The following is an 11,534-nucleotide window of genomic DNA, read 5'->3' as shown; positions in this document are numbered from 1 at the left end:
CCTGCACGGAGTAATAATTTATGGCTAGGAATCTCAGCATCAGCCGGATCATCCCGCAGTGTAACAAATAACATTTGTGAAAGTCGCATCGTTTAATCTCTTTCCAAAATCTCTAATTTGTTTGTGACATCTCTCCCACCTAAAGGTACGGAGCTTCTAAAAATTACTTTTTAGATTTCCTAGTTGTTCCCTTTCGACTGCGCTCAATGCGAGAAAGAGCGGGATTTCGACTTTGACCTAGATTGAGACATCTCAATCCCCGGCAAACCGTCTGCATAGGCGTTTTGGATTCCGACGTGTCCCGCCGTACTAATGAGAGCTATCCCTCTATTTCTAATTATTTGACCGCTAGCCACATCTCGATCAGTGAGATACCCACATTCACTAGGCAATGCGACAAATGTCCATCCACTCTTTGAGTGACTGTTCTTGAGCGATGTTTGGATAGATTCGGTATCGGTAATTCATGGTTAACATTCGACTATTTTAACACATTTAGTGGAAGGCTTAACCTCACTAAATTAATATAAAGCCGTCCAATAAGGACGGGGGTTTTCAACCCATTTTTCTGATAAATGCAGGGGTGCAATTAGCATGGTTAATTAACCCTAAACAGCAGCAAGTGGAAATTTATCGCCAAAAACAAGATGTGGAAGTGCGAAATATTCGTACACCAATTATCGGGTGAAGATGTATTGCCAGGATTTAGATTCAGTCTATCTTGTTATTAAGATTTGTAAGTGCCGCTAAACCTCCACTATCTGCCAACACTTTGCATACCAGGATAAAATGGGAGCATCTCAATGAGTGTAAAAAGCCTTGTAAAACCTCACCCCAACCCTCTCCTTACTAAGGAGAGGGAGCAATAATCTTGTTTCTCATCTGGTATATTTGTAAAACTGAGATGCTCTCCAGAAAATACTCTATAAGTCTGCGTCGGTGGGCTTCATTAAAATAATTCGTAATGACGCTCGCGGACTCGCTACCTCTGCGCTAAGGTAATTCATAACGTCAGCGCATTTTACAGCCGTTAAGATATCTTAAAAGAAATAACCACCGGGCGATTAGAAATCGCGGCAACTTTAGGAGAAACTATTTTGGCAAATGTAATTTATCAAGCACAGCCACCCTTAGAATTTATTCCTCCGGCGTTTAACCCCTTATTTCTCCGAGTTGTCCAGCTTTTACTACCAACTTACATTAACTGGCAAACAGCTATTACCCAAATTGAAGCAGACAATGTAGAAGTTTTGGTGGATCTCTATCGCCAGTTTCAAGAAGGTAAGATCCGTTTTATGTTGGCATTTCGTCATCCTAAAACAGATGATCCATTTTGTTTAAGTTACTTGTTTTCTCAACTCGTGCCAAAAGTAGCGCGATCGCACGGTACAATGCTACAACTTCCGATTCACGCTCATTTTATCTACGATCGCGGCATTCCTCTATGGGCAGGTTCTTATGTAGGTTGGATTGCTTCTCGTTTAGGTGCTACTCCGATTCAGCGCGGTAAGGCTGACTGGACGGGGTTACGTTCGGCGCGTGACTTGTTCGCCAATGGGAAATTCCCGATGGCGGCTGCGCCAGAAGGTGCTACCAATGGTTTATCAGAGAATATTAGCCCCTTAGAACCTGGTATCGCCCAATTAGGCTTTTGGTGTGCTGAAGATTTGCAGAAAGCTGGACGCGATCAACAGGTTCTAATTGTACCAGTTGGGATTAAATATAGTTACGTTGATGCTCCTTGGGATGCGATCGCAAATCTTTTAAGTGAATTGGAAGCGGCTAGTGGTTTACCTGTGAATCCACGAGAACATGCTTCTGTGGAGTTGCTTTATCCCCGATTGTTAACTTTGGCAGAACATTTACTTTCATTAATGGAAAAATTTTACACGCGGTTCTATCATCAAAAGCTGGCAGATGCCAAAACAGTAGAGATCGAAGATAGAAATGAAGCGTTAGCAGTTCGTTTACAAGCTTTATTAAATGCAGCACTACAAATATCAGAACAGTATTTTGATTTGCAGTCAAAAGGTAGTTTAAGGGATCGATGTCAGCGAGTAGAACAAGCAGGTTGGAATTATATATTTAGAGAAGATTTTAAGGATGTCAAAGGAGTATCTGCTGTAGAGAAAGCTTTAGGCGATCGCGTTGCAGAAGAAGCGAATGCGCGGATGTGGCACATGCGTCTAGTAGAAAGCTTTGTGGCAGTTTCGGGTAATTATATTCGGGAAAATCCAACGGTAGAAAGGTTTGCAGAGACGACTTTAATTTTATGGCAAATGATTGCTAAAATCAAAGGTAATAAAGCTGTGCAGCGTCCGCAATTGGGTAAGCAAAAAGTCAAAATTACTGTGGGTAAACCCATATCTGTTTCTGAGCATTACCCGGCGTATCAAGGGAATCGTTTGGCTGCTAGACAAGCTGTTGCTGAGGTGACAAATGATTTGCAACACGCATTGGAAGAATTGATTTGATTAAGAGGGTAATATTCAAATTTCCTGGATCAGCTTGCTTCAGGTAATTTAGAATTTGCTGAAATAATATTGAGTAGCTTTTTAAGATTTAAACTGTCTTTGTGATTCTCATATACTCTACACAACATAAGGATTGTAGTTGTGGCATGAGCATTAATTGTAAGTTGCCAAAATACAGAAGAATGATTCATTTCATTATTATATTCTTCGCTTGCTTCAGATAGGTTTGTATGCAAGGGATTATGTATAGATGCATATACGAGATTATTGGCAATCCCATCTAGTAATTTTCCCAGTTCCTCGCTGGTGACTGTCATATTATTAATACTTTACTGAATGTACTTTACTTTATAGTATTATGACACACAGATATTACTCAGGCAATTCGCCAAAGTGTTCGCGGTAATGCTGTAATAGATGTTCTGCTAATTAGCATGGCTATCGTTCCTGTTCAGCACGAATACTTTACCTGTTGTGCAAGTTCTTCTGGAGTGGGAAATCTATTAGCTTGCTCATCAAATATCAATAAACTTCCTCTGACTTCACATTCAGAGAATACCAGGATCAGTATTAAAACTAGCAGTAATACTCGATTTTATTTAATATAAAAAATCCTTATAGCACGTACACTCGCTATAATAGGCTTGACATGAAAATGCTATCGATTGATTATGAATAATATTACTATATCTAATCTTGATGATGATATTAAATCTCGTTTAAAAAAACGAGCCGAAAAACATGGTCGTTCCCTCGAAGAAGAAGCCAGAGAAATTCTTCGCATGGCTCTAATAGAAAATCACGAACAGCCCTTAAACTTAGCTAATATGATTGAGCAGCGTTTTGCAAATTTGGGAGAATTTGAATTACCAGAAATTCCTAGAGAACCTATTCGCACCGTATCAACGTTTGAAGAATGATTATTCTTGATAGAAACGTGCTGTCAGAATTAATGAAGCCTAAAAAGTCTGAACTAGTTCGTAGTTGGGCTGCTCAACAATCGTTAATGAGTCTGTTTACCACAACAATTACTCAAGCAGAAATTCTGTATGGTATCGCCTTACTCCCTGCGGGAAAACGGCGAGAAGAACTTAGTCAAGCAGCACAACTGATGTTCTCAGAAGATTTTGCTGGGCGTGTTTCACAAACAGAGTGCGGTGTACCTTTTGCTACCATCTGGACTATTTCACCCTTAATTAGCTCTACTCGCTCATCCTCCTCGAAGAAGCCGAGTTCAGCTAGACGGTGATATTCAGTTATAGTAAAGCGTTTAGCAGTGGTAAGGCTCATAACAACAAAAGGAATGCAGAGTTATTTTTATCTTAATAAAAAATCAGCCTACCGATGACCAACAGGGTTACACACAATTGCAGCAGAGGTTAATGACTAGCTTTCAAGGAGCAAAAGATCTGCCACAAGTTTCCACAAATTGTTTTCCACAGTCCTTACAAAGATAGCACTGCTTGCCTCTGCGATAGCCATTTTTAGATAATCGCTGTGATTGACAATGTAAGCATTTCATTACTTTCATTACATTTTCCAACAGATTATCTCCAACATGGGGTTCTAAATATGAAACGAGCAAATCTTCAATAGCTTGGGTCAGTCGTTGCCGATGTTGTTGATCTGGGTTGCGAAGTGCCGATAACATGACAGCATTACTGCTGTGAACACAAACTTCTGCCAGCAAGCTGTACTGTGCTTCACTTAATTTTGAGTTTCGCTGTTTCAAGATATTTGCCATAAAGTTAATTGCTTCTTGGGTCATGCTTTCATCAATGGACTGGAAAATTTCCCGTGCCATGAAAAACTGCACAAATACCACCCGTGAAACTGGCTGCTCAAACATTTGTGCTACAGAGTTAACAAGAGCATGAATCATTTGACGCAGTGGTAACTGGACAATTTCTGGTGTGTTTACCTGCGCCCACATCTGCTTTACCCGCTCAACATGGCGTAACTCCATCGCTTTAAAAATAGCGGCTTTATCAGGAAAAAACTGATACAAAGAACCGATCGCTGTTCCTGCTTTTGCTGCAATTAAATGGGTAGTTGCAGCCTCATAACCCACTTGATCAAACACTGCTGCCGCCGCATCCAAGATTTTTTCAACTCGTTGTTTTCCTCGTTGTTGTTTGGGTTGACGACGTAAACTGCTTGACGAATGTGAATCTTCTGTCATATATTAAAAAGACGACGGATTTTTCACAATTTTATAACTAGCGGAGAAGATCATGGAATCTATGCTTCCTGGTGCGCCCTGGCTGTTGCTCCACAAGTCGATGTTGGCACTTAACCAACCTCGAAAAATTTCCTTGTATGGTGATGACTATGTGATGTGGAAAGATTCTACCGAAGCTATATATGGTTTGCCCAATGCTTGTCCACACATGGGAGCAATGTTGTCCGAAGGCTGGTGCGAAACAGAAACTGATGGTAGGAGTGCTGTGGTTTGCCCGTTTCATGCCTTGAAATTTGATGGGTCAGGTTGCACTGTTTTACCTGGAACGAACAAGAAAACATTGCCACAACTCAAATCATTAGAGCTAATAATTCAAGGGGATTTTATTTGGTCTTATGGTGGATATGATCCGAAAATACCTATTCCCACAGTCCTAAATGAGATTGCTAAAACATACTACTTTATTGGACATACAGCAGATAGAACTATAGATACTTCAATGCTGACGATGCTGCTGAATATGCATGACTACAATCATCAAAATGGTACTCACCGAGAATTGTTTAGGATTACCGATGTAGAATTTCATCAATTTATTGATAACGGGCATAATTCCCATGCGTTTTATGATTTGCTCACAGCACCTTACAGCTTGCTAGAAAAGCTCAAAAAACCTGATTTACTATTACTGCCCAAGAATATTCAAGCGCATCTAGAAAATCACTTTCCATCTCTGATAATTTTTCATGGAGAAACGCCATTAGGTAAAGCTGCACAGTGCCATATATTTGTGCCAGAAGGGGCTAATCGTACACGGACTTATATTTTATTATTTGGTCAAGCCAAGCATCCTATATTTAAGATATTTGGTAGCCAATATCTCAAGTTTGGGGAGGTAGTAGTCAATCAAGATGCAGATATATTAGGAAAAATTTATCCAAATATGCCTCAAAAAATTAAACTTAACAATGAAGTAGGCATGGATTGGGTGCGACGTAATTTTGAAAACTTCCCAAATATTGTGGAACCTAATTTTTCTAAGCAGACGGGGGATAAAATTTCAGCATCATAGTCATTCTTTGAGATGTTGGCTCTAATTTCAACGATTTGATAATTTTCATAGTATTAGGTTTTGACAAGGGATACCAATAACAAATAGGGGTAAATTTTACCCCTACAAAGTTATGTATTATTTTAAGAATAGCTAGAGAAGGTTATTATTCTGTTAAGTGACTTTCTAGCAAAGATGCGATCGCATCAGGATGAATATTCTTGTATTTCTTTTTACCAAGCTGTAAAACACAGTTGGGGGCGCTGCTACAGCATTTTTGGCAACTAGTATGTTCAATGGTAACTTTGTCTAACAAATTGCGATCGCACAAAGTTTTTTCTAATTCTGATAATAACCCTTTACCACCACGTTTGAGGCAACCGCCCTTTTGACATACCATAATCCTCGCCTTGGGTTGAACTGGTAAATCTTGATTTGGACACGCATCAATCGGTGTCACCCGATAGGCTTTAATTTTAATTTTACTTGTGCGCGAGTCTACTTTACTATGACCACAAACGCGAATTTGCTGACCAGGAACTAAGGATGAACTTAGAGAACGGCGTAACTCTTTAGGCAATTTAATTTCCACATTTCCAGATGGGACTGCCAATTGCAAGTATTTATATTTTCCTGGTTCACCACCAAGAAAACCTAGTAACTGTCCTTCAAGGTTCAATTCTGATAACGTCAAATACTTGTCACCCATGATTGATAAATAGTTATTGGGCATTGGGCATGGGGCATTGGGCATGGGGCATTAGTTATTTTTCCCTCATCTCCCTACTCCCCACTCCCCATTTTTTACGCCAGACGTTTAGCTTCTACAGTTTGGGGTAAATTTGCTGCGTCTGGCAAATTCCTAAATTCCAATTCCCAACCATTTGCTAGGGTGAGAATCTTGCCATCATTTCCATCAGTTTGTTTGACAACTTCTTCTTCAAGGTCTTTTTTAGCAACGTAAACTACTAAAGTACCGGCATCATTCATGCGTAGCATTACTTTCATGAGATTCCTCAACAGATTCTAGTTCTTTTTTCATACAGCCGACGACGAACCCTGTTTCTAAGAAATGCACAGCATAGATATAGGAAGTCTGCAAATATGTACCTATACTCGCTATATAGCCGATATCTCCCTTGTTTACTAAAACTTGGCCGACTTCCTTACCAGGAAAAGTACCATCGTTTTTGAGGAGTTTACGAACTCTTACTTTTTCACCAATTTCAAAAGCAGGTGGCAAGTTTAGTTCTAATTCATCACGTTGCATGAGAATACCTCTGTTCTCTGACCAAATTTAATAGTTCTTCTGTCGTCAAACTGCGTTTTTTCTGTACCGATTGATGACGCACTGCATCTAAAACAGACTGGGTTTCTTGGGAGTTCAAGAAAATTCCATGCTGTTCTAGCAAGTTTGAAACCAAATGCCGTCCAGAATGTTTACCTAATACTAAACGCCGTTCCCAACCCACCTCTTCGGGAGCAAATGGTTCGTAGGTAATCGGGTTTTGCAATACCCCGTGAGCATGGATGCCAGATTCGTGAGCAAAGGTATTTTTGCCAACGATCGCTTTCCAGGGTGGTACACTAGCACCTGATGCGGCTGCAACTAGTTGAGATAGTTCCAGCAAACTCGGTGTGTCAATGCCCAAATCAACGCCGTAGATGCGTTTGATCGCCATGACAACTTCTTCTAAAGCTGCATTTCCCGCCCTTTCACCCAATCCGTTGACTGTGGTATTCACTGATGAAGCTCCGGCTTTGATACCCGCAAGGGCGTTGGCAGTTGCCAGACCAAAATCATTATGCGTGTGGATTTCTAGGGGAATCGTCAACGCTGAAACCAGCCGTTGGACTTTTGTATAGGTGCTGAACGGGTCGAGAACTCCTACGGTATCGCAGAAGCGGAAGCGGGATGCACCCCACTCTTGGGCATAAAGCGCTACATCTAAGAGGAAGTTTTCATCAGCCCTAGAAGAATCTTCTCCGCCGACTGCTACCCAAAGACCTTGATCGAGGGCAAAGTTGATAGAGTCTTTGAGTTTTTGTAAACTTACTCGCCACTGACCATGAAATTTAGTGGCAATGTGGATACCTGAGACGGGAATGGCAATATGCACTCGATTCAAACCGCAGGCGATAGAAGCCTTAATATCTGAAATGACGGCGCGGTTCCAGCCCAAGAGTTTTGCTTGTAAACCCAAGTCAGAAATTGCGGCGATCGCCCGGATTTCTTCGTCACCCATTGCCGGTATACCAACTTCTAATTCGGGAATACCAATAGCATCGAGAAACTTAGCGATCGCTACTTTTTCTTCCAGGGTAAAGGCAACACCTGCTGCTTGTTCGCCATCACGCAATGTAGTGTCATTAATTATGATTTGATTCATTGCAAATATCCCTCTCTTGGAAGTATTCTTAATATCCGTTCTCTCTACAATCCCTAGTGATGGTAAATGCTAAAAATATCACAATTCATAATGTAGGATACATGATCCTTAATTATTGCCCGATTATTAGCATTACATCTGTATGGCAAAGAACTAAAACCATGTATAATATCCTAATCGTTTTTACCGATGTCAGTTGAAATTTGTTCGAGTAGCAATGAACTAATATAACTATTAGCAAATCCTGAACAAAGTAATATACAGAATCCAGCAATTAAGGATGTAATCATCTTAGTAACCTCATATTTTCTAGGACATTTGAGCGTAATTTAGGCAGTAATGGGACTCAAAGCTAAAGGGTAAAAATTAGCTAACTTTGTTCTGCTAGCCAATCATAAATCTTTCCTAGCTGCTCCAAATCAACTAAACCATACTGCCAGAGGAGCATCGGTAGTGGACCATTTTCTAATTCTCGGTGTCGCAGAGCTGCAGCAATATCAGCATTTGAAAGTTCAAGTTCATTGTGCAAAAAATTGAGGAGTTTTATATTTCTGTTACGAGTCGCCATAATTGAACTTTCAATTTCTTAATTTGGAAAATAATTAAAAATCAGAAACTCCAATTTTATTTGGTAATTTCGCCTTCTTAATTGTTGCTATATGTCAGGGAAACTTCAGATTTAGTAGACTAAACAAAATCTAAAACTCGGTTAATCTCTCTCAGTCTGCAACAAAATCTGCTAAGGGACAGTAGCTTCAACTTCTAAACCTATTCGAGGTTTGTGCATCTATGAACAAAGAGAGGAGTAGGCTTGCCGTGAGCTTGTCCTGAGCGTAGTCGAAGAGCGTAGCCGAATGGGAGTGGGCGTGAGCGTAGCCGAATGAGAGTAGGGTATGAAAAACTTTCCATTTCTACTCAGGAATGATCACTGTAATGCCAGCAACGCTCTAGCCACTCTAATAATTCGTGACGAGAAGCAAGAAGTTGCATAACTGTACTACGAATTAGAATTACTTCTAGCAAATTGTTCACTTGCACTCGTAAAGAACCATCAGGGGGACAGGAACTCTTAATTTTTAACTCTTGCAAACGGTGATAGATTCGCCAGCGATCGCTCAAAGGAATCTGCAAAACTTGATCGCCTAAAGTGTTATTTGTCATTTGTCATTTGTCCTTTATCAGTTGTCATTTGCTAATGACTCTTGACTTCTAAAGTTTGCAGTTGTTTTTCAAGTTGTTCAATGCGTGAGAGCAAAGAACGAATTACGGTTGCTTCCATATCGGGTAGCTTTCCATGTTCTAAAGGAGAAAGGCTGGCGCTTTTTTTCGGAGAAATAATTCGGCCGGGAACTCCGACAACTGTGCGATCGCTCTTTACATTCTGCAAGACAACCGAACCTGCACCAATACGGACGCGATCGCCAATTTCCAAATTACCTAAAACTTTCGCACCCGCCCCGATCACTGTATTTTTGCCCACTGTCGGATGACGTTTACCGCTTTCTTTACCAGTTCCGCCAAGGGTAACGCCCTGATAAATTAATGTGTAATCGCCCACGATCGCAGTTTCGCCAATGACAACACCCATTCCGTGGTCGATAAATACGCCCTGACCGATCTCTGCGCCTGGGTGAATTTCAATTCCGGTGAAAAATCGCCCCAAATGAGAAATTAAGCGAGGGATAAAACCCACACCTCGACAATGTAACCAGTGAGCAAGACGATGCAAACATAGTGCGTGCAATCCTGGGTAGCAAAACACCACTTCTAGCCAATTACGTGCTGCTGGATCGCGTTCAAAAATAATGCGAAAATCACTCAATAATGGTTCAAAAAAAACGCCAGTGAGTAAATTTTTCAGCAGGGATGTATGTGCAGAATTCTGCGTTTTGATAGTCTGGCGATCGCTCATGCTGTCTAAAGACTGTTGCATCGGTAATGTCTATCTGGTTGAAAGAGCTATATGCTATTTTTATGCTTATATCAGGCGACTTCTAACTAGACAGGAAACCCCATATTGATTGGATTTATTGGATTGATTAAGGTTGTACTCAAACGCCAAAACCCCGACTCAAGATAAACTTAAAATTGTTCTTGGGGTAGGGGCGCTAGTATTTAATCATGGGGGTACTAGTATTTTTGGGGCAGGGTTTAAGAATTTCTGTACTCGCTACAAGAAACTTTATCTGTAAGCCTTTGCAAACATTTAGTCAAGATATTTTGCAATATATTAAGCTGTACTCAGATGCACTCAAATATGAGTTATATGAGAATAAAAGTCAATTTTTTGTATATCCTACTACTATTACTATCTTATTATTTGGTTAGGGGAATAACAGCTTTCTTTATTTTTTTTTTAGGATTTGCTGTCTGTATGTATGCATACGTTTGCAAATATAGTTATAGCTCATAGTGAATATCTTATTATATAGATGTGTTGAAGTTGCGATGCCTTCTTTACGAGCAAAAAAATTGTAAGTTGGGTGGAGCGGAGCGTAACCCAACATCCTGATAATCAGTTGGGTTGCGCTCCGCTCCACCCAACCTACGTCTACGTCTAATGCACTATTTTAGCCTAGAGGGTCCACTACGTGCATTTCAAAAATCAAATACTAGTCCTATATTATGATGTGTGGAACTTGCGATGCCTTCTCTACGAGACGCTACGCGAACGCGTCTACGCCAAAACTGAGCATTTAAATTTTCGAGATTGATTCATCCAGTTCAAAGACTCGTTAACGGAGTTCAGAGGTTTGAAATCCATAACGCTTTGGGGAGTGGTTCCAGCAGCAATAAACTCTATAATTTCGTCGTAGACTTTGGTAGTATTTACAGATCTAGTCATGAGATTACCTATTTTTATTTAATTTTACTGATTTACATGGGATAAGCAGAAAGCCCTCATGTAGAGACGGCGATTTATCGCGTCTGAAAAACTGGCACGTTAGACGCGATAAATCGCCGTCTCTACAGGAATATTCTCGTCAATTATTCTTTAATTGTGCCAACTTCTTCTGAGCAAATTCCCGCACTTGCTGATCTGGGTCATTCTCTGTGCGATCGCGCAACAGTGTTAAAGTCTGGGGATGCTGAGGAAATTGCTTGATAATTATCTCTAGTGCTGTTTGACGCGGGTTTGAGCAGTGAAAATCCACCATAATTTAAGTTCGTTATAAGCATAGCCGCTAGTATCTAAGCTATCTAATTTGAGATTGCCATAGCGCTCGCGGATTCCTTCTTGATATTTAACTAACGATTATTCTGTTCTATAGGTTTACCATCTTCAGTAAACATAGATGGATATATAATTGCTTCTGAGTCAGAAGTACGGCGATTAAATAGGATTTCCAGTGCTTCTATATCTTCCCGATTAGCAAGCACATACGCCCTCAACTCTTTTGTGGACATTTCTGCAAAATTAGGTTTCATTTACAAAT

Annotated in this window: 16 protein-coding genes and 3 pseudogenes; 5 read left to right on the top strand and 14 right to left on the bottom strand. The window is 40.4% G+C overall.

What is annotated here, in order from left to right:
- Positions 1–384: 384 nt before the first annotated feature.
- Positions 385–468, bottom strand: coding sequence for a helix-turn-helix domain-containing protein (locus ACYTXL_RS19100; RefSeq protein ID WP_461926121.1), 84 nt, complete (start codon positions 466–468; stop codon positions 385–387).
- Between the two features lie 103 nt (positions 469–571).
- On the opposite strand from ACYTXL_RS19100, the pseudogene ACYTXL_RS19095 reads away from it, so the two are divergent.
- Together ACYTXL_RS19095 and ACYTXL_RS19090 are read left to right on the top strand one after the other, a co-directional pair.
- Positions 572–731 (top strand): annotated as a pseudogene (locus ACYTXL_RS19095) (Uma2 family endonuclease); the annotation flags it as partial.
- 366 nt (positions 732–1,097) lie between these two features.
- Entirely contained in the window at positions 1,098–2,474 is a 1,377-nt protein-coding gene (locus tag ACYTXL_RS19090) for a 1-acyl-sn-glycerol-3-phosphate acyltransferase (RefSeq protein WP_461926118.1), read from the top strand.
- Between the two features lie 29 nt (positions 2,475–2,503).
- Here the strand turns inward: ACYTXL_RS19090 and ACYTXL_RS19085 are convergent, their stop codons facing one another.
- Entirely contained in the window at positions 2,504–2,791 is a 288-nt protein-coding gene (locus ACYTXL_RS19085; protein ID WP_461926117.1) for an AbiU2 domain-containing protein, read from the bottom strand.
- 354 nt (positions 2,792–3,145) lie between these two features.
- Here ACYTXL_RS19085 and ACYTXL_RS19080 point away from each other — a divergent pair, with 354 nt between their 5' ends.
- A complete protein-coding gene (locus tag ACYTXL_RS19080; protein WP_461926116.1) occupies positions 3,146–3,394 on the top strand; it encodes a FitA-like ribbon-helix-helix domain-containing protein in 249 nt (82 codons plus the stop codon).
- Positions 3,391–3,651 (top strand): annotated as a pseudogene (locus tag ACYTXL_RS19075) (PIN domain-containing protein); the annotation flags it as partial. The gene ACYTXL_RS19080 and the pseudogene ACYTXL_RS19075, both read left to right, overlap by 4 nt.
- Here ACYTXL_RS19075 and ACYTXL_RS19070 read toward each other — a convergent pair.
- Both ACYTXL_RS19070 and ACYTXL_RS19065 read right to left on the bottom strand, forming a co-directional pair.
- Positions 3,609–3,764 (bottom strand): annotated as a pseudogene (locus tag ACYTXL_RS19070) (Uma2 family endonuclease); the annotation flags it as partial. The pseudogenes ACYTXL_RS19075 and ACYTXL_RS19070 overlap by 43 nt on opposite strands.
- Before the next feature lie 103 nt (positions 3,765–3,867).
- Entirely contained in the window at positions 3,868–4,656 is a 789-nt protein-coding gene (locus tag ACYTXL_RS19065) for a TetR/AcrR family transcriptional regulator (protein WP_461926115.1), read from the bottom strand.
- A gap of 61 nt (positions 4,657–4,717) precedes the next feature.
- Here ACYTXL_RS19065 and ACYTXL_RS19060 point away from each other — a divergent pair, with 61 nt between their 5' ends.
- Positions 4,718–5,728 carry a Rieske 2Fe-2S domain-containing protein gene (locus ACYTXL_RS19060; RefSeq protein WP_461926120.1) on the top strand — a complete coding sequence of 337 codons (1,011 nt, stop codon included), beginning with the start codon at positions 4,718–4,720 and terminating at the stop codon, positions 5,726–5,728.
- A 145-nt stretch (positions 5,729–5,873) separates the two neighbouring features.
- On the opposite strand, the gene ACYTXL_RS19055 is transcribed toward ACYTXL_RS19060, so the two are convergent.
- From ACYTXL_RS19055 to ACYTXL_RS19010, 10 genes are all read right to left on the bottom strand, one after another.
- On the bottom strand, positions 5,874–6,416 hold the full coding sequence (locus tag ACYTXL_RS19055) for a (2Fe-2S) ferredoxin domain-containing protein (protein ID WP_461926119.1): 543 nt from the start codon (positions 6,414–6,416) through the stop codon (positions 5,874–5,876).
- A 95-nt stretch (positions 6,417–6,511) separates the two neighbouring features.
- Positions 6,512–6,715 (bottom strand): putative nitrogen fixation protein NifT, encoded by a 204-nt coding sequence (nifT, locus tag ACYTXL_RS19050; RefSeq protein ID WP_335230548.1) that lies wholly within the window; start codon positions 6,713–6,715, stop codon positions 6,512–6,514.
- On the bottom strand, positions 6,690–6,977 hold the full coding sequence (locus ACYTXL_RS19045; protein ID WP_094327372.1) for a nitrogen fixation protein NifZ: 288 nt from the start codon (positions 6,975–6,977) through the stop codon (positions 6,690–6,692). Before ACYTXL_RS19045 ends, nifT begins: the two co-directional genes overlap by 26 nt.
- Positions 6,967–8,097 carry a homocitrate synthase gene (gene nifV, locus ACYTXL_RS19040; RefSeq protein WP_461926114.1) on the bottom strand — a complete coding sequence of 377 codons (1,131 nt, stop codon included), beginning with the start codon at positions 8,095–8,097 and terminating at the stop codon, positions 6,967–6,969. The genes ACYTXL_RS19045 and nifV overlap by 11 nt, the downstream gene beginning before the upstream one ends.
- 370 nt (positions 8,098–8,467) lie before the next feature.
- A complete protein-coding gene (locus tag ACYTXL_RS19035) occupies positions 8,468–8,665 on the bottom strand; it encodes a DUF2949 domain-containing protein (RefSeq protein WP_461926113.1) in 198 nt (65 codons plus the stop codon).
- Positions 8,666–9,012: 347 nt separating this feature from the next.
- On the bottom strand, positions 9,013–9,258 hold the full coding sequence (locus tag ACYTXL_RS19030; protein ID WP_334787625.1) for an Asr1405/Asl0597 family protein: 246 nt from the start codon (positions 9,256–9,258) through the stop codon (positions 9,013–9,015).
- A 31-nt stretch (positions 9,259–9,289) separates the two neighbouring features.
- Positions 9,290–10,030, bottom strand: coding sequence for a serine O-acetyltransferase (gene cysE, locus ACYTXL_RS19025; protein ID WP_461926112.1), 741 nt, complete (start codon positions 10,028–10,030; stop codon positions 9,290–9,292).
- A gap of 744 nt (positions 10,031–10,774) precedes the next feature.
- The gene (locus ACYTXL_RS19020; protein ID WP_461926111.1) at positions 10,775–10,942 is read right to left on the bottom strand and encodes a hypothetical protein; all 168 of its coding nucleotides are present in this window, start codon (positions 10,940–10,942) and stop codon (positions 10,775–10,777) included.
- Positions 10,943–11,081: 139 nt separating this feature from the next.
- The gene (locus tag ACYTXL_RS19015) at positions 11,082–11,255 is read right to left on the bottom strand and encodes a hypothetical protein (protein ID WP_461926110.1); all 174 of its coding nucleotides are present in this window, start codon (positions 11,253–11,255) and stop codon (positions 11,082–11,084) included.
- Between the two features lie 91 nt (positions 11,256–11,346).
- A complete protein-coding gene (locus tag ACYTXL_RS19010) occupies positions 11,347–11,526 on the bottom strand; it encodes a DUF6887 family protein (RefSeq protein ID WP_461926109.1) in 180 nt (59 codons plus the stop codon).
- Positions 11,527–11,534 lie beyond the last annotated feature (8 nt).

The organism is Nostoc sp., assembly GCF_054880495.1.
This window is presented reverse-complemented; position numbering and strand designations above follow the sequence as displayed.